This window comes from Kutzneria buriramensis (assembly GCF_003387475.1).
Taxonomy (GTDB): Bacteria; Actinomycetota; Actinomycetes; order Mycobacteriales; family Pseudonocardiaceae; genus Kutzneria; species Kutzneria buriramensis.
On the sequence record NZ_QUNO01000041.1, the window covers coordinates 1 to 20,335 of the forward strand.

Annotated in this window: 24 protein-coding genes and 1 pseudogene; 15 read left to right on the forward strand and 10 right to left on the reverse strand. The window is 66.7% G+C overall.

What is annotated here, in order from left to right; all coding sequences use genetic code 11:
- Positions 1–133 precede the first annotated feature (133 nt).
- The 3 genes and pseudogenes from BCF44_RS56405 to BCF44_RS59480 form a co-directional block, all read right to left on the reverse strand.
- Positions 134–298 (reverse strand): hypothetical protein, encoded by a 165-nt coding sequence (locus BCF44_RS56405; protein WP_170218271.1) that lies wholly within the window; start codon positions 296–298, stop codon positions 134–136.
- Between the two features lie 467 nt (positions 299–765).
- Positions 766–1,002: a hypothetical protein gene (locus BCF44_RS53730; protein ID WP_116182349.1), complete on the reverse strand. Its 237-nt coding sequence runs from the start codon at positions 1,000–1,002 to the stop codon at positions 766–768.
- Positions 1,003–1,248: 246 nt separating this feature from the next.
- A pseudogene (locus BCF44_RS59480) lies at positions 1,249–1,341 on the reverse strand (IS5-like element ISFal3A family transposase); the annotation flags it as partial.
- 536 nt (positions 1,342–1,877) lie between these two features.
- Between BCF44_RS59480 and BCF44_RS57235 the strand changes: the two are divergent.
- From BCF44_RS57235 to BCF44_RS57245, 3 genes are all read left to right on the forward strand, one after another.
- Positions 1,878–2,069, forward strand: a complete 192-nt coding sequence (locus BCF44_RS57235; RefSeq protein ID WP_211353695.1) for a transposase family protein — start codon at positions 1,878–1,880, stop codon at positions 2,067–2,069.
- On the forward strand, positions 2,063–2,584 hold the full coding sequence (locus BCF44_RS57240) for an ISAs1 family transposase (RefSeq protein ID WP_211353696.1): 522 nt from the start codon (positions 2,063–2,065) through the stop codon (positions 2,582–2,584). The genes BCF44_RS57235 and BCF44_RS57240 overlap by 7 nt, the downstream gene beginning before the upstream one ends.
- Before the next feature lie 152 nt (positions 2,585–2,736).
- Positions 2,737–2,979 carry a hypothetical protein gene (locus tag BCF44_RS57245; RefSeq protein WP_211353697.1) on the forward strand — a complete coding sequence of 81 codons (243 nt, stop codon included), beginning with the start codon at positions 2,737–2,739 and terminating at the stop codon, positions 2,977–2,979.
- 154 nt (positions 2,980–3,133) lie between these two features.
- Here BCF44_RS57245 and BCF44_RS53745 read toward each other — a convergent pair whose 3' ends face one another.
- A complete protein-coding gene (locus tag BCF44_RS53745; protein ID WP_116182371.1) occupies positions 3,134–4,075 on the reverse strand; it encodes an NAD(P)-dependent alcohol dehydrogenase in 942 nt (313 codons plus the stop codon).
- A gap of 1,199 nt (positions 4,076–5,274) precedes the next feature.
- Here BCF44_RS53745 and BCF44_RS53750 point away from each other — a divergent pair.
- From BCF44_RS53750 to BCF44_RS53775, 7 genes are all read left to right on the forward strand, one after another.
- Positions 5,275–6,858, forward strand: a complete 1,584-nt coding sequence (locus BCF44_RS53750) for a Na+/H+ antiporter (RefSeq protein WP_116182351.1) — start codon at positions 5,275–5,277, stop codon at positions 6,856–6,858.
- 65 nt (positions 6,859–6,923) lie between these two features.
- Positions 6,924–7,361, forward strand: coding sequence for a PPOX class F420-dependent oxidoreductase (locus tag BCF44_RS53755; RefSeq protein WP_116182352.1), 438 nt, complete (start codon positions 6,924–6,926; stop codon positions 7,359–7,361).
- A gap of 11 nt (positions 7,362–7,372) precedes the next feature.
- On the forward strand, positions 7,373–8,362 hold the full coding sequence (locus tag BCF44_RS53760) for an aldo/keto reductase (protein ID WP_116182353.1): 990 nt from the start codon (positions 7,373–7,375) through the stop codon (positions 8,360–8,362).
- A gap of 91 nt (positions 8,363–8,453) precedes the next feature.
- Positions 8,454–8,621 (forward strand): hypothetical protein, encoded by a 168-nt coding sequence (locus BCF44_RS56410; protein ID WP_170218272.1) that lies wholly within the window; start codon positions 8,454–8,456, stop codon positions 8,619–8,621.
- Positions 8,622–8,706: 85 nt separating this feature from the next.
- Positions 8,707–9,129, forward strand: coding sequence for a hypothetical protein (locus BCF44_RS53765; protein WP_147329081.1), 423 nt, complete (start codon positions 8,707–8,709; stop codon positions 9,127–9,129).
- A gap of 208 nt (positions 9,130–9,337) precedes the next feature.
- Positions 9,338–10,858, forward strand: a complete 1,521-nt coding sequence (locus tag BCF44_RS53770; RefSeq protein WP_116182355.1) for an FAD-dependent monooxygenase — start codon at positions 9,338–9,340, stop codon at positions 10,856–10,858.
- 100 nt (positions 10,859–10,958) lie between these two features.
- Entirely contained in the window at positions 10,959–11,471 is a 513-nt protein-coding gene (locus BCF44_RS53775; protein WP_170218273.1) for a MarR family winged helix-turn-helix transcriptional regulator, read from the forward strand.
- A 126-nt stretch (positions 11,472–11,597) separates the two neighbouring features.
- Here the strand turns inward: BCF44_RS53775 and BCF44_RS53780 are convergent, their stop codons facing one another.
- A complete protein-coding gene (locus BCF44_RS53780; RefSeq protein ID WP_211353698.1) occupies positions 11,598–11,810 on the reverse strand; it encodes an MmyB family transcriptional regulator in 213 nt (70 codons plus the stop codon).
- A gap of 135 nt (positions 11,811–11,945) precedes the next feature.
- Positions 11,946–13,361, reverse strand: coding sequence for an amino acid permease (locus BCF44_RS53785; RefSeq protein ID WP_116182356.1), 1,416 nt, complete (start codon positions 13,359–13,361; stop codon positions 11,946–11,948).
- A 439-nt stretch (positions 13,362–13,800) separates the two neighbouring features.
- On the opposite strand from BCF44_RS53785, the gene BCF44_RS53790 reads away from it, so the two are divergent.
- The 5 genes from BCF44_RS53790 (at position 13,801) to BCF44_RS53815 (ending at position 17,220) form a co-directional block, all read left to right on the forward strand.
- A complete protein-coding gene (locus BCF44_RS53790; protein WP_147329082.1) occupies positions 13,801–14,046 on the forward strand; it encodes a hypothetical protein in 246 nt (81 codons plus the stop codon).
- 361 nt (positions 14,047–14,407) lie between these two features.
- On the forward strand, positions 14,408–14,551 hold the full coding sequence (locus BCF44_RS53800) for a hypothetical protein (RefSeq protein WP_211353699.1): 144 nt from the start codon (positions 14,408–14,410) through the stop codon (positions 14,549–14,551).
- Positions 14,552–14,705: 154 nt separating this feature from the next.
- Complete coding sequence (locus BCF44_RS53805) at positions 14,706–15,122, forward strand: hypothetical protein (protein ID WP_147329083.1); 417 nt, start codon at positions 14,706–14,708, stop codon at positions 15,120–15,122.
- A gap of 509 nt (positions 15,123–15,631) precedes the next feature.
- Positions 15,632–15,823, forward strand: a complete 192-nt coding sequence (locus BCF44_RS59485) for a hypothetical protein (RefSeq protein ID WP_116182360.1) — start codon at positions 15,632–15,634, stop codon at positions 15,821–15,823.
- A gap of 1,037 nt (positions 15,824–16,860) precedes the next feature.
- Positions 16,861–17,220 (forward strand): DDE-type integrase/transposase/recombinase, encoded by a 360-nt coding sequence (locus tag BCF44_RS53815; RefSeq protein WP_170218274.1) that lies wholly within the window; start codon positions 16,861–16,863, stop codon positions 17,218–17,220.
- Positions 17,221–17,350: 130 nt separating this feature from the next.
- Here the strand turns inward: BCF44_RS53815 and BCF44_RS58410 are convergent, their stop codons facing one another.
- From BCF44_RS58410 to BCF44_RS53830, 4 genes are all read right to left on the reverse strand, one after another.
- The gene (locus tag BCF44_RS58410) at positions 17,351–17,878 is read right to left on the reverse strand and encodes a transposase (protein WP_246016326.1); all 528 of its coding nucleotides are present in this window, start codon (positions 17,876–17,878) and stop codon (positions 17,351–17,353) included.
- A gap of 34 nt (positions 17,879–17,912) precedes the next feature.
- Positions 17,913–18,599, reverse strand: coding sequence for an IS110 family transposase (locus tag BCF44_RS58415; RefSeq protein WP_246016327.1), 687 nt, complete (start codon positions 18,597–18,599; stop codon positions 17,913–17,915).
- Positions 18,600–19,084: 485 nt separating this feature from the next.
- Positions 19,085–19,834, reverse strand: a complete 750-nt coding sequence (locus BCF44_RS53825) for an SDR family NAD(P)-dependent oxidoreductase (protein WP_116182362.1) — start codon at positions 19,832–19,834, stop codon at positions 19,085–19,087.
- Positions 19,831–20,328, reverse strand: coding sequence for a MarR family winged helix-turn-helix transcriptional regulator (locus tag BCF44_RS53830; protein ID WP_246016328.1), 498 nt, complete (start codon positions 20,326–20,328; stop codon positions 19,831–19,833). The genes BCF44_RS53825 and BCF44_RS53830 overlap by 4 nt, the downstream gene beginning before the upstream one ends.
- Positions 20,329–20,335: the final 7 nt, after the last annotated feature.

Sequence of the window (20,335 nt, forward strand, 5' to 3'; positions counted from 1 at the left end):
CTGGCACGGGACTACGAACGCCACCCCGCCACGTCCGAGGCCTTCATCCGCTGGGCCTCGATCGCCACGATGACCCGCCGCATCGCTCGTCGTGCGCCAGCCACTCGCCCAGGCCGTCGTCACTTCGACATCGCTACCTGAAGATCTCAAACACCTTCTGAGCGATCTTGTCGGTGGCGCTAATATGAAGGTCGGAGCCGGTGTCGAAGATGTACACACGACGTGCGCCGCTGGTGGCGACATTGGCGACACCAGAGGTCACGCAGCGGACGATCATCGCGGCCGGGATCGCCGCCACTCGCTTGAGCGCAATATGTTCAATTTCTCGACGGGAAGATGGTTGGCATCCTGGCCGAGCGGTGGACCAGCCCGTCACCGTGTCGGACTTTTCGTTGCCACAGAGCATCCCCGGCGCTTCGAGAGGCGGTTCGGTGCGCGCCGCACGTAGTTGGGCGGCAGTGACAAGTCGGCTTTGCGCAGCATCTCACCGTTAAAGGAGGCCGGGTTTGTCGTGCTATAAACCTAGCGGTTCCCAAAGAAGCTCATGATGCATTCCTCAGCGGTGCTGGGAATATTTCATTCGGGCCGGAACCCGTTACAACATCGGGAGCGCCTATGTTGCGGACGACCCGGCGATACTGTTGAGCGCAATCCGTAGGAGTAGCCACCGGCTGACGCCGAGCACAGGGTATCGATAGCTGACCGGACATGGTCGATATGCCGCGGTCGGAACTAGGTTCATTCCGGCCGCGGCATACCTCGGACTCAGCCGCCCTGCGGGCCCTCGACCAGCACCCACGGCCCTGGCACGGATCCGCCAATGGTCTTCAGGCAGAAGTAGTCGTGCCTGCCAGTCGCAGCCACGACGGCGTTCAGTGCCGACTGACACGCGCCCTGACTTTGGTAGTAGCTGGGGACCCCCGGGGTAGCCGCGTTGGCCTGCGTGGCGAATCCGACCAGCAGGGCGCCCGTCATGACTGAGAACAAAAGAGACTTACGCATGACACAACATTAACACAATCAACGAATATCCGTGGCGGATATAGTGCGGAATTCTTTGAGCAAAATACGGAAGACTGCCAGCGTGAAAAGGTCGACGGCTGCCTCATCGGCACGTGCCCGGCAGCGGCAACAGGGTGTTCTCCGTCACGCCCACGGCCCCGAGTCTTCCGATGGAGTTCACACGCGTGAACTCGTCAGCACCGATCTGCGACACAATCGCTTGCATGTCCCAAGAGGCGATCTCAGGAAGTCGACCAGAAGCTGCCGCCAGGAACAGCCCCATCGGACCGTGCACAAGATCGCGTCCACAATGCCCCGACGCGGGTGCTTTTCCCGGCGTCGGCCGCGTGCCAACTGATCAACTTTGCCGGAGGTCAGTGGCACGGGGGAGGCCAGGATCTCAAACACCTTCTCAGCGCTACGACCGTTGCGTCACCCGCCGCGGCCGACGAGAAGCCCCCGACTTGTAGCCTTTGGCACGATCAGCACACCTTCGGCGCCAGTTGCACCTGGAGTGGAGTCGGGTACGAGGCAAAGGCGACGTGCAGCAACGGCAGCCAGCACTATGGCCCACTGGTCAAGACCGGATGGTCGTACGTCTACTGCTCGACCTACGGCGCGAACTATGTCCCGGGCACGGGCGGCTGGACCTCCACCAACGGGGGGCTGACCAGGGCGGCGTCAAAGTCGCGAAGTGATGACCTGACCTGCTGTTTCGGCGTGTCATGAAAACGGGCACAGCGCGACCAGTAACGATCTTGGCTACCGCACCCTGATCGTCTCGAAGGTCGCTGCTGTGCTCGCTTCGTCGTCATCTCCTATCCGGTTGTCGCCTGACAAACCGGCCCTGCTGACGGCGGGCGCTAGCGATGCTCGTGACTACCTCACACAGGGTCCCCGCCGGTCTGCTGACGGTGCTGGGACAGGTGGTCGATCTACGCAAGCGCCGTGGCGTGTGGCACCGACTGGCGGCGGTGCTGTCCATTGCGATCGCAGCGACACTGGCGAGAACGCGCTCGTTCGCCGCGCTCGCCGAATGGGCCGCCGACGCCCGGACGATGTGCTGACCTGGTTGGGAGTGTGGCGTCGGCCACCGTCGGGGGCGACCATTCGCCTGCTGCTGACCAGGCTGCCCGCCGACACCCTCGACACGGTGATCGGCACGTGGATGTGGTTGCGTGCCGACACCCTCGACACGGTGATCGGCACGTGGATGTGGTTGCGTGCCAGCGCCATTGGCGGACGACGGGTTATTGCCTTTGACGGCAAGACCCTACGCGGAGCCAAGGATGCCGCCGGGAACCTGGTCCATCTGTTGGCCGGCCTGTGCCAGCGCACCGGTGTCGTGGTCGGTCAGGTCGCGGTCGAGGCGACGACGAACGAGATCCCAATGTTGGCTGGCCTGCTCAAGGTGCCGGACATCAACGATGCCGTCGTCACCGCCGAAGCGATGCACTGCCAACGCGACACCGCTCAGACCATCCGTGACCGCGTCGGGCACTACATCCTCACGGTGAAGGACAACCAACCAAACCTCCGCAAGCGGCGAAGTCGTTGCCGTGGACCGATATTCCGGTCCTAGCGGCCTCCCGGGAATAGGGTCATGGCCGTCAGGACAACCGCATGCTGAAGCCGACTCGCTGTCCAGCGGGATCGGGTTTCCCGGCGCGGCACAGGTGCTGCGGCTCACCCGGACCCGCACGACCCACGCCACCGCAAGCGCACCCGGAGACCGTGTACGCGATCACCAGCCTGACCGTCGGCCCGATCGAGAAGCGGTTGCACTGGGTCCGTGACGTCGACTGCGACGAAGACCGCAGCCAGATCCGTACCGGCTCCGGTCCGCAGGTCATGGCCACCCTGCGCAACACGGCTGTCGGTTTACCCCGGCTGGCCGGCTACACCAACATCGCCGCCGCTCTGCGATATCACGCCCGTGACTTCAACCGGCCCGCCGAACCGCTCCTGACATGCTGAAACACAACTTTGATATAACGCTACGCTAGCACCCCAGCGCATCCTGCGGCCGCGCTCAGCGGGTCAGCGTGAGGCCGCCGTTCACGACATGATGATTCCGGCGGCGAAGTCGCTGTTCTCGCCGTCCATCAGGGCCATTGCCCTGATCGACGGCTCACCGGGTCCCGTCCAAGCGGATGATTGCCTTGCCGCCGATCTTGCGGCCTTTCTCCAGGTCGGTGATCAGACCGATAGCGGAGTCGAGGGTGACGATCTCACCGATCTGCACACGGAGGCTTCCGTCGACGGCGGCGCGAGCGACCTCGGTGAGGATCTGCGTGGTCGCGGAGCAGAAGAAGATCTTGTGTCGGCGGTTGAACACCGAGTGCAGGAACTTTGCGGCTGTGGCGTTGATGTCCAGGAAGACGCCGGTGGCGTTCAGCATGCCCATCGCGGTCTTGACCGGCAGGGCGCCGGAGGTGTCGTACACCACGTCGAAGACGCCCCGCAGCTCCGAAAAGTCGGTGGTGGCGTAGTCATAGACCGTGGTCACCCCGAGCTCGTCGGCCCGGGATGCCGAGGCCGCGCTGCAACTGCCGGCAACATCGGCGCCGAGCATGCGAGCGATCTGAACAACAGCTTCTCCGACACCGCCGGTGCAGCCGTTGACAAAGACGCGCTGGCCGCGACGGAGCCGGGCCCGTTGGACCAGTCCGTTCCAGGCCATGACGGCCCCCGTCGTCAGAGCGGACGCCTGCTCGAACGACAGCTCGGCCGGCTTGAGCGCGACGTAGGACTCGCGGGTGATGACCCCTTCGGCGAAGGCGCCGCTCTCCTTCAGGCGTGCGAGGCCGAAGACCTCGTCGCCGGGCTTGAACTGCGTGACGCCGGGGCCGACCGCGTGGACCACGCCGGTGACGTCCGCGCCCATCGCGCGGGGGAAGGACCGGCCGGTGACTATCTTCAGTTGTCCCTGGCGAAGCTTCCAGTCGATCGGGTTCACCGAGGCCGTCTTGACCGTGATGGCTATCTCGCCGGCCTTGGGCGACGGCAACTCGAACTCCTCGAGCCGCATGGTCTCTGGACCGCCGTAACGGTGGTATTGAATCCTGTGCATGTGATTGTGCTCCTGAAGGTGGATCGGATCACGGGGATCGGACAGAGCGGTGCGGGACCGTCGCCCGGCGATGCCTCTACGCCCCTGGGCGCCCGCCACCTTGACGGTGTCGGCTTCGTGGTCGACCACCGCCCACGGCCGGGTGAGGAACGCGTCTCCCGCTGATCACCGTCGCGCCTCGCCCAGTAGACGCCCCAGATCCCGGCGTCGGTCATCGGGTCGTACGCGTTCGATGACCGACGAGCACCCCCGTGCGGCTCCACGCCTGGCGTCGATGTGATGCCCCGTCCAGTCCCGGGGTCCGGGTGTCGTCCCAGAACCGGGCGGCAGCCATCATTCGCCTTCGCAGATGCCCTCGACGGCGACCCCTGGTGCAGGTGCGGGTAGGCGAGAGCGTCGGCCTCCACGTTGTGCTGGCTGTGAAAGGGAATGGAGTCGTAGAGGTTCCTGAGGTCGAGCATGATCCATCCAGTTGGTGTCGACCCCGTCTTCCCCAGGGGCGTTGCGGCGTCGCATGTCGAGAGGCGCCGGTGACCAGGACGATGGCGCCGGTCATAAAGGCCAGCGTATTCAAGCGCTGTGCACATGTCAAGCGCTTGATGCTTGTATGATGCTTTACGTACAGGCGCACGATGCGGGTCCCGTCAGCCTCGGCCGCTGGGCCAGGTCACCTGGGCTTTGGTAGCACGGCGATGGCGGTACGGACGCTGAAGTGGTCGTTTCACCGCACGAGAAGCAGTCCGCCGCCGTCACGGGGGAGCAGAATGTCCAGGACATGACAGCCGATCCCGTCCGCCAGGTTGATCACAGTGCCAGCGACGCCCCCGCCGTGTCCGCCGGCTCCGGCGGGCGTGGTTACCGGCGAGGGTCCCGTGCCTGGGCCTGCGGAAGGGGACACGGGGTTCTCACCGGGTGATGTCAGAGGCAATGTTCGCCGCCATGATCTCCCCGGCGAGGGCCGGATCGACGTTCAACCGCACTGGCGACGAGTGAGTGCGATGTTTGATGGCTCGGACATGCTTGTTCCTGTGTGGACTGACGGATTGTCAACTGCTGTCAGCATCGCAACGAGTCACGCGTGACGCTCGCTCGATGAGGGGGAGAGTTTTCTCCCCTGCATGGGCGCGGCGGCGGATGGAACTCTCGTGGGCGAATTCCGTTCGTACCACCAGCGGTTCCGGCGCGCGAGAGGGAGACTCATGCTCGGTCTCGAACTCGTCGTGCTGCTCGGCGTGGCGGTGCTGGTGGGCCGGGTCGCCGGCGACCGGCTCGGTGTCGCGCCGCCGATCGTGCTGCTGGCGGCGGGCGCCGCGCTCGGCTTCGTGCCCGCGTTGCGTGCCGTGCATCTGCCGCCGGAGTTGGTGCTGCTGCTGTTCCTGCCGGCACTGCTGTACTGGGAGAGCCTGACCACGTCGCTGCGGGAGATCCGCGCGAATCTGCGTGGCATCGTCCTGTTGGCCACCGTGCTGGTCATCGCGACGGCCTCGGCCGTCGCGGTCGTGGCGCACGTTCTGGGCCTGCCGTGGGGGCCGGCGTGGGTGCTGGGCGCGGCCGTCGCCCCGACCGATGCCACCGCCACCGAGGTGGTCGCCCGATTGCTGCCGCGCCGGCAGGTCACGGTGCTGCGTGCGGAGAGCCTGGTCAACGACGGCACCGCCCTGGTCATCTACGGGTTGGCGGTGGGGGTAACCGTTGGCCAGGACCAGCTGAGCCTGCCGCACGTGGGCTGGCTGTTCCTGCTCGCCTACGCCGGAGGTGCCGCGGCCGGCGCGGTCACGGGCTGGGTAGCGGCCCAGGTGCGCCGCCGGCAGACCGACCCGCTGACCGGCCAGGTCACCATGCTGCTGATCCCGTTCACCGCGTTCCTGCTCGCCGAGGCGGTCAACGCCTCGGGCGTACTGGCCGTGGTGGTGTCGGGACTGATCATGAGCCAGGCCGCCCCACGGGTGGTGCGCGCCGAGATGCGGGTGCAGGCGCAGGCGTTCTGGACGGTCGCCACGTTCCTACTCAACGCCGCCCTGTTCGTTTTGGTCGGCCTGGAACTCCAATCCGCCGTCCGTGACCTGGATGGCGCCGCCCTGCCACGGGCGTTGGTCCTGGTCGTCATCGTCACCGCAGTGGTGATCGTCGCGCGACTGGTGTTCCTGTTCACGGTGCCGTACCTGGTCCGTGTGTTCGACCGTCGTCCGCCGCAGCGGCCACGTCCGGTCGACCATCGGCCGCGACTGGTCAGCGCGTTCGCCGGCTTCCGCGGGGCGGTGTCGCTCGCCGCCGCGCTCGCCGTGCCCCAACAGCTCGCCTCCGGCGCGCCGTTCCCGAACCGGGACATGATCGTGTTCGTGACCGGCGGGGTCATCGTGCTCACCCTGCTCCAGGGGCTCCTGCTGCCCGGCATGGTGCGGTGGGCCCGGCTGCCACCGGACACCGCCGTCGCGGTCGAACGCCAACTCGCCGAGACCCGTGCCACCGAGGATGCACTGCGGGCCCTGCCACAGCTCGCCGCCGACCTCGGCACCGCCCCAGACGTCGTGGACCGCCTGAACCGAGAGCTAGACGAGCGGCTCCAGGTACTACGGGCACACGGAGACGGCGCGGTGGACCATCCGGCCGTGCGCCACGACGAGCACTACACCGCGCTGTACCAGGCGCTGATCGCGCACAAGCGCGCCACCGTGGTGCGCCTGCGCGACGAACGCCACATCGACGACACCGTGCTCCGTCAGGTGCAGGCCGCGCTGGACATCGAAGAAGTCCGCCTCTCCCAGCGTGAAGCCGCGGAATGACCGGGACGCGTCCAATGACATCGCGACGTCGCACACTCCGGAACCGCCACCGAGAAAGGGCCTTCATGTCGTTCACCGACATCGAACTCGCGTACCTGTCCACACAACGGCTGGGGCGGCTCGCAACCGCGCAACCGGACGGAACGCTTCAGATCAGCCCGGTCGTGTTCCGCTACAACGACAGGACCGGCACGATCGACATCGCCGGGCGGGCGATGGCCCGCAGCCGCAAGTTCCGCAATGTGGCTGCGAACGGTCGAGTCGCGTTCGTGGTCGACGACTTGGCCTCGGTGGATCCGTGGCTGCCCCGATGCGTGGAGATCCGCGGCGAAGGCGAGGCGATCGGCGAGCCCACCGACTCGGCGTGGTCGGCCGACCTTACGCAAACCGGGGTCGACGGAGCAATCATCCGCGTACACCCCAAGCGAATCATCAGTTTCGGTATCGACGAGACCGCTGGCGACATCGGCGAATACAAGGCCAGCAGGCGGACTGTGGCCTGAGTGGAGCGAGCATGACGCATACCCGAATCCTCGGCCAGGGGCTGCAGGTCTCGGCCATCGGCCTGGGCGCGATGGGCATGTCCCAGAGCTACGGACCCAACCCCGGCGACCGCGACGCGATGATCGGGGTGCTGCGCGGGGCGGTCGATCGGGGTGTCACGTTCTTCGACACCGCCGAGGTCTATGGCCCCTACGTCAACGAGGAACTCGTCGGTGAGGCGCTCGCGCCGCTGCGCGACCAGGTCGTGATCGCCACGAAGTTCGGATGGCGCATCGAGCAGTGGAAGGCGGTGGGTCTCGACAGCCGGCCCGAGCAGATCAGGCGGGTCGCCGAGTCATCGCTGCGCCGCCTGCGGGCCGACGTGATCGATCTGTTCTACCAGCACCGCGTCGACCCGGACGTCCCGATCGAGGACGTCGCCGGCGCGGTCGCCGAGCTCGTCCAGGCCGGCAAGGTGCGGCACTTCGGGCTCTCGGAGGCCGCGGCGGGCACCATCCGCCGCGCGCACGCGGTGCATCCGGTGACCGCCGTACAGAGTGAGTACTCGCTGTGGACCCGTGATCCCGAGCCGGAGGTGCTGCCCACATGCGCTGAGCTCGGCATCGGCTTCGTGCCGTTCAGCCCGCTCGGCAAGGGCTTCCTCACCGGCACCGTGGACGCCGCCACCCAGTTCGCCGCCGGCGACGTCCGCGCGAGCATCCCTCGCTTCACCGCCGAGAACCGCACCGCCAATCAGGCGCTGGTCGAGCACGTCACGCACCTGGCCCACGCCAAAAACGCCACACCCGGCCAGATCGCGCTGGCCTGGCTACTCGCCCAACACCCGTGGATCGTGCCGATCCCCGGCACCCGGCGACTCGAACGGGTCGAGGAGAACGCGACCGCCACCCAGGTGCCGCTGTCCGCGGACGAACTGGCGGAACTCGACGACCTCGCCGCGCGGATCGGCGTCCAAGGCGACCGCTACAACGAGCACCACATGTCCCTCGTCGACCGCTGACCAAACCGGCTCACAAGCTGGCAATCCTCAACCAAACCAAGGAGTCTCCATGTCGAAGTCGAGCCGTTCTTTCGGAGCCAACACGGATAGTGTGACCCTTCGCAGTATTCGCACGGCTGTCCTGGCCGTCGTGGTGATGTGCGCCGCTGTTCTCGCCACCCAGGCCCCGGCCCACGCCGGCAGCGTGCCGCTGCCTGGTTCTCCGTCGTACTGCAAGACCCATCCCACCGTCACGGACTGCGGCGGCCACGGCAACTAACCGGTAGGTCCACGTCATTCATGTCGGACCCGACACGCCCCGTCCTTACTTTGTCGCCACTCACAATCAAGAAGGGCCCGCATCCATGCACTTCTCACTTACCAGAAAACGCACCATGGTGTGCGCCACCGCCCTCGCCGCTGTCGGCATGGCCGGGTTCGGCCTCGCTCCCGTCCCGTCCGCGGAGGCGGCTACGGTCGCCCCGGTGACCGGTACCTGGGAGCTAAACCTTCGTGTTCTCCACACGAACAACCTCACAAGGTCCGTACGAATCGGCTTCACCGGCGAGGAGTCCAGGGAGGTGTTCATCTGCACCAACATCGCCGCGGGCCAGACTCAGGTCTGGAATATCACCGGGCAACTCTCCAGCAGCGCGAGCGTTCTGAGCTTCGAGAGTCCCGACTGCGCCACGGGCACGGTACAACCCATCGGCCTACTCGACTTCGTCACGCCGAACGCTTCACTGAAGACGTTCTACATCACAATCGGGAGTGACCGCTACAGGTAACGATTTTGCCCCACGGTCCTCCCCGGTTCGCGAGATCAAGCCGGCGTGAAGTCGCCGGATAGCAGAGGGAGACTCGGGCCGTAGTCAATGGTGGCGCCCTGAGTGCGCGCGATCGTCAGGTCGCGACACCAGGGTGCCTCTTGCGTAGATCTCTTAACGTTAATTATCTCTACATTCATAGATATTCGAGAGGTTGGGGGACTGCCCGATGGACGTCATCGTGGTCGGCGGCGGCCCGGTCGGACTGATGACCGCGGCGCTGCTGGATGCGGCCGGGATTCAGGTGGAGGTATACGAGCGCACCAGCGAACCCGTCCGCCAGTCTCGCGGCTCGACCATGCATCCGCGCACCCTCGAGGTGCTCGCCATGCTCGACTTCGGTGGCGGCCGAAGGGTCAGCGATGTGTTGCTGGCGCAGGGAAAGCAGGTCCCGCGCACGCACTACGCGACGCTGCCGGACCTGCTCGACTACCGCGAATTGGACACGCCGTTCCCGTTCGTACTGATGATCTCGCAGTGGCGCACCGAGCAGATCCTCGCCGACCTGTTGCGGGCCCGTGCCGTGCCGGTGCACTACGGCACCGATGTCACCGAGGTCGTGCCGGCGGCGGACGAGGTGCGCGTCTGCGTCGGCGACACCTGGCACTCCGCGCCGTACCTGGTCGGCGCGGACGGGGCGCACAGCGTCGTGCGCAAGGCCGCCGGCATCGATTTCACCGGCACCGCACCGGACAAGGTCGGCTTCGTCGCCGACGTGCGGCTGGCCGAACCTGTCGAGCAGGCGGTGCACCACTGGAACCAGGACGCCGGATTCGCCAGCCTGGTGCCCTTGACGCAGACCATCACCCGTGTCTTCGGCGTCAAGGCCGCCGATGTCGGACTGACCGCCGAGGAGGTGCGTCGCCGGCAGACCGTACCGCTCACCCTCGAGGAACTGCGCAAGTCGCTGACCGCCATCTGCGGCCGGGACTACGGCGTGCACAGCCCGTCGTGGATGTCCAAGTCGAGCAACACCGGCCGGCACGCGGTGACCTACCGCGCCGGTCGCGTCCTGCTGGCCGGTGATGCCGGGCATGTGCACCTGCCGGCCGGTGGCCAGGGCCTCAACGTGGGTCTTCAGGACGCCACCAACCTGGCCTGGAAACTCGCGGCCGAGGTGCACGGCTGGGCACCGGCTCGTTTGATCACCGGCGAGGCCGGCTACAACGCCGAGCGGCTCCCGGTCGCGGAGCAACTGGTGGCCAACACCCAGGCACAGGACGTCCTGATGCACGCGTTCAGCCCGGGCGGTGCAGCGCTGCGCGACCTGTTCAGCGGGTTCATCGCCCAAGGCGGCGAGGTTGCGCGGTACCTGGCCGGTGTGCTGTCCGGCTTGGCCGTGACTTATCGCCGTCCGGACGGCGCCCACGAGCTGGTCGGCACCAGGGCGCCGGACCTGGCGCTGACGTCGGACACTCTGCTGCGCGAGGTGCGACCCGATCGGTTCCTGCTCGTGGATTTCACCCCCGACGCGTCACTCGCCGGACTCGCGTCCGCGCGCGTCGAGGTGCGGACCGCTCCCCCGCCCACTGGTCCTCGGCGCACCGCGTGGAAGGACGTGCGAGCCGCGCTGATCCGACCGGACGGCTACATCGCGCACGCCGCCTCGTCGGCCGACCGGCTCACCGAGGCGATCCGCGCATGGACCGAACCCGACCACCGCACTGCTTCCGGCATGACCGTGCGGTGATCCCACCGGCTTCGGTTACACCGAAACGGCCCTGGCCGCAGCGGTGTCGGTCGAGTGCACGAACGTCAAGATTCTGAGCGTTCGCGATTACGATGGGGCGATGGCGAAGCGCACGGTGCGGCAGGACTATGTGGATCAGATGATCGAGGTCATCGCCGATCGACACGAACCGCACGTCACCCAGGCAAAAGCGCTGGCCTACCGAGTACGCAGGCTGGCCCACCGGCTGGAGACCGAGATCAAGCGTGAGCTCGCGCCGCACGGCATCAAGCTGTGGGAGCTGGAGCTGCTCGCCTGCCTGATCCGCACCGAACCAAAACACCGGCTGTCGGCGGGAGCGCTGATGACGCAACTGCAACTGACCTCGGGCGCGGTGACCAACCGGGTGGCCCGGCTGGAGCGCAACGGATGGGTCAGCCGGGACGTCGACCCGGACGACCGGCGATCGGTGCTGGTCGAGCTGACCCCGGCCGGGGAGCGGCGTGCATTGGAAGTGTTCGGCGTCAAGACCGACTCCGAGTGCGAGCTGCTGTCCGCCTTGTCCCCTGCCGCCCAGCGCCGGCTCAATGACGATCTCCGTACCGCGCTGGTCGCGCTGGATGGCTCCGGCTGACCGGGCGTTGGCGGTGACGACGGGCACACTATCGCCATGAGCAGCGACAACGCCCGGCTGAAGGAGTTGCTCTCGACGTGCTGACCGTGCCACCAGGTCCGGAAGTCCGCGTCCCGAGTGGACAGTTCACGCACCAGCCCGGCCAGTGACCGCCTTACGAGCGACGTCCTCCCAGTCCGGATAGAGCACGCGCATCGCCGGATCGGTGAACACCATCCGCACATAGTTGCGCTGATGCTCCGGGATCCGGGCAAAGTCGGTGATCAGAGCGGCGGCCAGGCCGTTCCAGTCATGGAGCTCGGACGCGACCGACTCCGGCGTACCAGTGGCTCGAACCACGTCTGCACGTCGGAGTCAGTCGGTGCCTGTTTCCGTCCGTAGCCGAAATTTAGCCCAGGTCCTTCGGCACCTGACGAATGCCGACAATGCGCCCGCCCGGTGTCGCGGCCGCGGTACCTGGCGCACAACCGAGGATCAGCCGGAGATCCGCGGCGCCGGCCGGCGCGCGCGCACTGTTCGCCAGCCGAGCCAGAGCACGAGGCAGATCACCGGGATCGAGCAAACGGCGATCATGCTGGATCCGCCGGAGAAGGCCATCATCACCAGCACGAGAGCCAGGAAGCCGAGTGTCAGCCAGTTGGTCACCGGCGCGCCGGGCATTCGGTACGAAGGCCGCTCGATCAGGCCGGCCAGGGCCGCGCGGCGCAACCCCATCTGGGAGATCACGAGCATGGCCCAGGTCGTGAGCGTGCCGAGCGAGGCGATCTCGGTGGCCACGTCGAAGGCGTCCTGCGGCACGACGTAGTTGAGCACCACGCCAAGCAAGTAGACCACACCAGTGACGGCGATCGCGCCGAACGGCACCTTGCGCTTGCTCATCCGACCCGCGAACGCCGGCGCCTCTCCCTTGTCCGCCAGCGCCCGCAACATACGCCCGGTGGAGTACAGGCCGGAGTTCGCCGACGAAAGCGCCGCCGTCAGCACGATGAGGTTCATGACGTCACCGGCGGCGGGCACGCCCAACTGGGAGAACACGGTCACGAACGGGCTCTCTCCCTTGGAGTACGCCGACCACGGCAGCAGCATCGCCAGCAGCAGCACGGATCCGACGTAGAAGACGCCGATCCGCCACAACACGCTGTTGACCGCCTTGGGGATCATCGTCCGTGCGCTCTTCGCCTCGCCGGCGGCGACACCGACCAGTTCGATACCCGCGTAGGCGAAGATGACGGCCTGGAAGGTCATCAGGGTCAAGCCGATGCCAGTGGGGAAGAACCCACCGTGGTCCACCAGATTGCCCACACTCGCCTGGTTGCCTCCGGAGCCCAGGTGTACGCCGTTGACCACCAGTGCGACCCCGACCACCAGGAACGCCACGATCGCGGTCACCTTGACAACGGAGAACCAGAACTCCAGCTCACCGAACAGCTTCACCGACAGCAGGTTGACCGACGTCAGTAACGCCAGCGCGGCAAGCGCGGTGCACCAGGTCGGCAACTGCGGCAACCACTTGTGCATGTAGTAGCCGACCGCCGTGATCTCGGCGATGCCGGCGCCCGCCCAGTTGAGCCAGTACATCCACCCGGTCACGAAGCCGGCCCACGGACCGATGAACTCCCGCGCGTAGGCAACGAAGCTCGACGAGGTCGGCCGGTACAGCACAAGCTCCGCCAATGCCCGCATGACGAAGAAGCCGGCGATGCCGCAGACCGCGTAGGACAGCACGAGCGAAGGTCCGGCACTGGCCAGCCGGCCGCCGGCGCCCAGGAACAACCCGACGCCGATCGCCCCGCCGATGGCGATCATCCTGACCTGGCGGTTACCCAACGATTTATGATACCCGTCCGAGGTTTCCTCGTTTTCCGCGGCGGCATCAAGCGAAGTGCTCATCCGGCTGCTCCTTCACTGGTCTTTGACTTTGCGGGGACTGTAGAAGCGGCGACCGCGGCGACCGAAGCCACTTGAGCAAGGCTTGACCCGCGACCCTGCCAACCGACTGAGCGTGACATTATTCGGCAAAGGACGGTTTTGGCCAACGATTCGTCGGTGCAGGCTCGAATTTCTGCGAGAATCGAAGGCACTGGTGGTGCGGCGTTCATGCCCGCCCCGCAGAACGAGGAAGAAGTCCCGACACTCTTCGCATGTGTCGGCATGTCGGTGTTCCAAGATCGTGCCGGTGCGAGAGGGCACACGTGCCGCTCAATCCGACGCCGGCGCCCCTTCGAAGGGACTCAGGCGGTTTGCAGTCCAGTGACAAGATGAACGGCGTCAGATCCCGGGCGTTCGTTCGTCTCCCCGCAGCACGGATCGAGGGGGAGGAAGAGCGGTGATGGTGCGAAGACGGTCGTTGGTCGTTCGGGATGAAGCCCTCGCGGCCGTGGTCTCCGCCATCGAGGACATGGTGGACGCTGGCGGCCTGGCCGTCGTCCAGGGTGACGGCGACAGCAGGAAGACCTCATTCCTCAGCGACGTGGCGAGGACCTGGCGCAACGCGGCGTCAAGACGCGCCGCGCTGGCAGCCGAGTTCACGCGGCTGTTTGCCTGTCTGCGCCGCGACTGGCCGGTCACGTGTTGATCGACGACGTGCACCTGCGCGGGCGCCCGATGGTGGCCGTGGCGGCGGTCCGCCTGGCGGCCGTGTCGTGATCGCTGCCTACAGCGAGGAACGAGCGGCCGTCGAACTGACGTCGTTCACCGCGGTGGCCGACCGTCGCGCGGGCTTGGCGCCGCTCTCCGATCAGGAGACGGAAGCGCTGGTCGCGCAATGGGCCGGGGATCCATGTGGACCAGAGCATGTCGCTGGCTGTGCGGGGGGTGGGATCGTTCGGAGCAATTCAGGCACCCTGCTCGCCAGCCTGGACGGATGGCCCTGTTGGCGGCGCTGCGCTCCGGTCGCCTGCACTCCGCAGACCTGGACGTGATGGCGGACGAACCCTGTGACGATCCGGCCGACCTGTTGTTCGCCGCCCAATCTCGTGTTGCTGCCGCATGTCGGCTCGGCCACCGAGGCCACCCGGGTCGCCATGGTCGACCTGGCCGCCCGTGACGTGATCGCGTGCTCAACGGTGGTTTCGCGCTGACCTCGTTGGCGCACCCCGCGAACGTCCGCACATCGGAGAATGAGGGATCCTTTCCGTGACCTACGGGAAGCCCACTTCACGCTGGAAGCCGTACCGGCTGGGATCATTACGCTCGATGGCGTCGAGGCACTTCAGGAGGCGTACTTTAGGAGGCGTGTTGTCTGCAGTAATCGGGAAGGTCGGCCGGCGGGCGGTGCTCGCGTCCGCACTGGCCGTGGCGGCGGTCGCCGGCACCATGGTGAGCGCGATTCCGGCCGGCGCCGCGACCGCCAGCACCAGCCACAACCTCATGCTCATGGGCACGGGTGGGTTCGACTATGTCCAGATCGTGTCGCCGGGAGCGGACACTCCGAACGGGTGCGTCCAGGTGATCACAGGGAAGTGGGTCAGCGCGAACTTCCTGGTGACCGAGGGACAGGAGTACTCGTTCCAGGCGCTGCGGTTCGACGATCCCAAAGCCGGGCCGCCCTGCGGCGGGGGCGGGACGTACCTCGGCCCCAGTGTCGACAGTCCGCTGACTATTTCGCACGTGAGCACCCAGAACTACTGGGAGACGATCAGGCTCGGCTGATCGTCTCCCAGTCGAACAGCGACACTGGTGAGCGGCTCGGCACTCACCAGTGTCGCTTGTCTGTCTGTTGTGGACTGGCATGCGGCGGTGCTGGATTCGGCGTCTTCCACACGCGATGGCCGGCCCGGTTCGTAAGGTCGATGGGGGTTCGCGGACCGGCCTGGGGCTCCATCGCCTACTCTGATCCCAGGATCGGCGTCCGGCGTGGACGGACGAACCCCGCATGACGGCGGGAATGTTCCGCCCGATGGCGAGAAGGCGCCCGGCGCGCTCGGGTACCGACTGGTTCAGCGCAGTCCGCCCCCAATGCCCCTGAGAACTTCTCACAAAGTTGATCACAGAATAGCTGATCACCTGGGTTGTCGATCAGGACGTGAGAAAGCGTCAGCAGCCACCGTGGATCGTGCCCGACCAGTTGTGGCAGCATCGAGCCGCTGCCGCCGGTCGTCCAGCACGATCCCCGCCACCCCGGTCGTCCTCGACTGGATGACCGCAAAGTCCTGTGCGGCATGCTGTTCTGGAACGACGCCGGAGTCTGGCAGTGGCGGCACGAGTCGCTGCTGGCCGAGTTGCACGCCGCCGGCGAGCTGGACTGGCCCAAGACGGTGATCGACGGTTCCGACCTGCGGGCCATGAAGGGCGGCCCACGACCGGTTCGAGCCCGGTCGACCGTGCTCGAACTGGTTCCAAGCACCATCTGATCACTGAAGCGCACGGCATTCCCTGGTGGTCTCGCTGACCGGCGGCAACCGGCACGATGTCACCCAGTTGATGCGGTTGATCGAGAAGGTGCCGCCGGTCCGCGGGCGGCCATCCCGGCGAACGGACGAGCTGTATGCGACTGCCCTGGGGTGGCGGGGATCGACGGAGTTTTGATCCCCATGCCGCTGATCGGGAAGCAGTGGCTCCAGTTGCTGTCGCCCTCGGGGCCCGAACCCTGGTAGACGTAGAGGCTGTGCGCATCGACCGGCACGCCCACCTGGACCACGGTGTCGGCGACGCCAACTCCGGCTCCGGTCACCAGTAGTGCCGCCACGCCGATCGTGACGGCCGCGGCCCGACTCGCCCGCATTCGAGTGTCCTTTTTGCTTGAGAACATGAAATCGTCTTAGCAGTCCTGATGGCCAGCGAGGAGAACTCATGAACGATGAGGAAATCCCTCGCCAAACCGAACGATGCGCAGGATTGGCCCGATTCGACGGACAGGGGTGATGTCGCCCTCGTTTGACGGGCACGGGCGTCGAGAGAGATACGGTTCGACGACCTTGCCGAAGGAGATCGTTCGTCGTGCGTGCTCTGGACCTGCTCGAGTCAGGCCGGCCAGTGCCTGACATGGCCGCGTCGTTGGGCATCGCGCAGCCATGCCTGTACCGCGAGAAACAACACGACCTGCCCAACCGGGGGATCACCTCGCAAAATCCCTGACGCTGCCGCATCGGAGGCCTTGGCCCAGGCACATGCGCGGATCACCGAGCTGGAGACGAGGTCGAGATCCTGCGTAAGGCCGCCACGGCGATCGAGCAGGTGGAGCCCCAAGAGCCCGAATCGCCCTCGTGGCCGAGTTGACCGTTGAGGGCGTCCCGCTCAACCAGGCCTGTCTGGCACTGGGTATGTCGCGTTCCGGCTTCTACGACGCCCGCACACGCCCGCCCTCGGCCCGCGTATTCGCCAGGTGTGGTTGACCGATCAGATCACGGCAGTGCACGAGGCATCGCGGCAGACTCACAGGGTTCCGCGGGTGCCCGCGGCGGTGACGGTGAGCGATCTGGTCAAGCGTGACGTCCGCCGGGACGACCCGAACCAACTATGGGTCAGCGACATCACGGAACATCCCACCCGCGAAGGCAAGCTCTACCGCTGTGTGGTGCTGGACGCCTTCTCCCGCCGGGTGGTCGGCTGGGCCATTGATTCACGGCAACGAGCCGATCTGGCCACTGCCGCGCTCGGGATGGTCATCGACGCTCGTGGCGCCGCCGGTCGGATCCCCGAGGGGGCCATCCACGCGGATCACGGCACGCAGTTCACTTCGTGGACCTTCACCGAACGCTCGCCGCGCCGGGTTGCTGCCCTCGCTGGGCACGGTCGGGGATCCGTATGACAACGTAGTGACAGAGGCGTTCTGGGCACGGCTGCGGACCGAGTTGCTGGATCGTCAACGCTGGCGGACCCGGGTCGAGCTCGCGAGCGCGATTTTCGAGTACATCGAGACATCTCACCAACCCAACTTGTCAAGGCGTGGTCGGTCGACCTTCGGTTGGACTCGGCGGTGGAAACGCCAACGAGGGGTCATAGACCTGGCCGGTGGCCAGACAGTGGTGCAACTTGCCGAGCATCATGTTGAACAGCTTGCGCAGGGCGGCAGCGTGCCGGTCGCCGGCGTCGCGACGGGCTCGGTAGCGCACTGCCCAGTCCGAGTCATGCCGGACCGCCGCGAGCGCCCACACGTATCCGGTGGCAGCGATGCGGTCGTTCTTGGCTCGACGAGCGTGGACGAAGCTGGACTTGCCCGACGCCCGCGTTACCGGCGCCGCTCCCGCGAAGGCCTTCAGCCCCCGCGCATCGGCAAACCGAGTACGGTCATCGCCGATCTCAGCCAGCAGCCGCGCGCCGAGCGCGGTTCCCAAACCAGGAATGCTGGACACGACCTCGGCGTCCGGGTGGGCGCGGTACTCGAGATCGATCTGTTGTTCCAGCTCGGTCAGGACCTGACAGACCGCGTCGAGCTGCCGCACCAATCCCAGCAGTTGCAAGCCCATGGCCTGCTCAACCCGCTCGGCCTGACAGATCTGATCACCATGGAAAACCCTCTGGAGAAGCAGGGCCTCGGCGTCGATACCGCGTTGACGGCCAGCGCGCTTGAGTAACCCGGCCAACTGCTTGACCGATAGGGCGCGAGCGGCTCGTGGTGTGCAGGCCGCGGTCAGGATCATCCGGCACGCGGCCGATTCCAGGCGGTGCTTGCCCGCCGCGCTCGAACGCTACGAGCGCGGCCGGGAAGAACGCCTTGAGCAACGACCGGATCCGGTTGGTCAACGTGGTCTTGTCCCAGACCACGTCCTGCTGCGCGCGCGTCAGTACCTGAAGCGCCTGGACTTCGACACTGTCGGCTGGCAACGGGCAGTGAGCATCGCGGTCGGTGCGCATGATGTTGGCCAACACCATGGCATCGAAAGCATCCGTCTTCCCCCGTGAGGAACGGTAACGATCCCGATACCGCGACACCGCCAACGGGTTGATCGCGAAAACCCGACGACCGGCAGCGCGTAGCCCGGCGACCAGAAGGCCCTTGCTGGTCTCGATCGCAACCGGCAACTCGCCGACGCTGGGGGCATGTTCGGCGAGGATCTCCAGCAGCCGAGCCAATCCCGCAGCGTCATTGCCGATCCGTTCAGCCGCGATGACCGCGCCGTGTTCATCCACGACCGCCACATCATGCCGGGCCTCCGCCCAGTCGATCCCGCATCCCGTTGCCGGCACCCGCGTCTCCTCCTCGCTCGATCCGTAGCGGGGCACCGGCGCCCTAATGGACAGTGCTCTGGGCACGACATCTCACCAGCCGTCTCACCCCGCAACCGGCAGCGCCCGAACTCGTTCACGACTCGAGGTCCGCTGACGATGAGGGCTGGCGCCTGCCGGTCAGGACGCGGGCATTCTCGCTGCCTGGGCCGTCACCGGCGGTCGCGCCCCTCTCGATGACCCAAGTCCCGCTCGTCGGGTTCTACAGGCGTCCACGCCGGTGACGACACCAGTGGCAAGGCGCCACTCTCGATGCCCTGGCTCGGAGGCCATTGCTGGTATAGGCGTCCCGCGGTTGCCATTAAGGGTTCTACAACCGCCGTCGACGGCACTCCGCCCTGGACTGGTTGAGCCCGATAGAGTTCGAAACCAGCCACCCGTCGAGCCGGGTCTCCTCACCAGCGAGTCCGTGAAACCGGGGCAACATCAAAGGCGCCGCGCGCTCGTCAGGGAGCCAGCGTGACGCCGCCGTTCACCGGCACGGTGATGCCGGTGGCGAAGCCGCTGTTCTCGCTGCCGATCATGGCGATGACCCGGCCAACATCCAGTGGATCGGCTACCCGACGCAGCGGCGTGCGCGCCGCGATGTGCGCTTCGATCTGCGCGGTGCCGGCGGCCGCGGAGGAGTCGGTGCGCACGTATCCAGGCGCCACGACGTTCGCGGTGATGCCGTGCGGCCCCTCCTCGTAGGCGACGTAGCGGGCGAAGGTGTTCAGCGCGGCCTTGGCCGATCCGTGGCCGATCATGCCCGGCGCCCCGGGCCGTTCCGCCTGACCGCTGGACACGTACACCAGGCGGCCGTACCGCTGCGCCCGCATGACCGGCAGGGCGAGTTGGGTGACGTGGTAGGACGCGGCGAGTTCGTCGGTCACCTTGGTGGCAAAGTCCTCCCACGGCATGTCGGCGAACGCCGCCTGTTTGATCGGCGTCGACGCGTTGCACACCACGGTGTCCACGCGCCCGAAGTTCTCTGTCGCCGCGCGGATCAGGCCGGCCGCGTCCTCCCGCACCCGCATGTCGCCAGCGACGGCGATGCCCTTGCCGCCGGCCTGGTCGACCGCCTCCACCACGGAATCGGCCGCGTCCCGGCGACTGTGATAGTTCACCACCACCGCGTAACCCAGGCGACCGAACTCCACGGCCGCCGCCGCGCCGATGCCGCGACTGGCCCCGGTGATCACCGCCACCCGCGTCATGAGCGATCCTCATTGCCCTCTGGCAGTCCGAACGGGAGTGCCGACCTGTCCGCGGTCAGGTCGATCACGCGCTCGAGCAGGGCGACCAGCCGCGTGGTCTCGTCACCGAGCTCCAGCCCGATCTGCTGCTCGATCTGCGAAATCACCGCGTCGGCCAAACGCAGGAGTTCGCGTCCGTCTTCGGTCAGGTACAGCTCCTGCACGTGGCCGTGCCGGGGATGCGCCCTGCGCTCCAGGTGGCCGCGCTGTTCGAGCCGGGCGACCAATGACGCCACGGCCTGCGGCGTGACGCCGAGGCGTCGCGCCAGCTCCGCGCCGGCCAGACCCGGTTCTGCGTGGATGGCCATCAGCAGCGAGTAGTGCGGCACGGCCAACCCCAACGGGCGCAGCCCCTGCTCCTTGATGGCCTGTACGGCGAACTCCGCCCGTCGCAACGCCCATGTCACCCGCTGGCGCAACGCCGAGGGCTCCGGCACATCCCTACTCTGATCCACACCGCAA

Coding starts and splice junctions, on each gene's coding strand:
- BCF44_RS53730 (WP_116182349.1), bottom strand. CDS start 1,002: ATGCGTAAGTCTCTTTTGTTCTCAGTCATGACGGGCGCCCTGCTGGTC.
- BCF44_RS53745 (WP_116182371.1), bottom strand. CDS start 4,075: ATGCACAGGATTCAATACCACCGTTACGGCGGTCCAGAGACCATGCGG.
- BCF44_RS53750 (WP_116182351.1), top strand. CDS start 5,275: ATGCTCGGTCTCGAACTCGTCGTGCTGCTCGGCGTGGCGGTGCTGGTG.
- BCF44_RS53755 (WP_116182352.1), top strand. CDS start 6,924: ATGTCGTTCACCGACATCGAACTCGCGTACCTGTCCACACAACGGCTG.
- BCF44_RS53760 (WP_116182353.1), top strand. CDS start 7,373: ATGACGCATACCCGAATCCTCGGCCAGGGGCTGCAGGTCTCGGCCATC.
- BCF44_RS53765 (WP_147329081.1), top strand. CDS start 8,707: ATGCACTTCTCACTTACCAGAAAACGCACCATGGTGTGCGCCACCGCC.
- BCF44_RS53770 (WP_116182355.1), top strand. CDS start 9,338: ATGGACGTCATCGTGGTCGGCGGCGGCCCGGTCGGACTGATGACCGCG.
- BCF44_RS53775 (WP_170218273.1), top strand. CDS start 10,959: ATGGCGAAGCGCACGGTGCGGCAGGACTATGTGGATCAGATGATCGAG.
- BCF44_RS53785 (WP_116182356.1), bottom strand. CDS start 13,361: ATGAGCACTTCGCTTGATGCCGCCGCGGAAAACGAGGAAACCTCGGAC.
- BCF44_RS53790 (WP_147329082.1), top strand. CDS start 13,801: ATGGTGCGAAGACGGTCGTTGGTCGTTCGGGATGAAGCCCTCGCGGCC.
- BCF44_RS59485 (WP_116182360.1), top strand. CDS start 15,632: ATGCTGTTCTGGAACGACGCCGGAGTCTGGCAGTGGCGGCACGAGTCG.
- BCF44_RS58410 (WP_246016326.1), bottom strand. CDS start 17,878: ATGGGCTTGCAACTGCTGGGATTGGTGCGGCAGCTCGACGCGGTCTGT.
- BCF44_RS53825 (WP_116182362.1), bottom strand. CDS start 19,834: ATGACGCGGGTGGCGGTGATCACCGGGGCCAGTCGCGGCATCGGCGCG.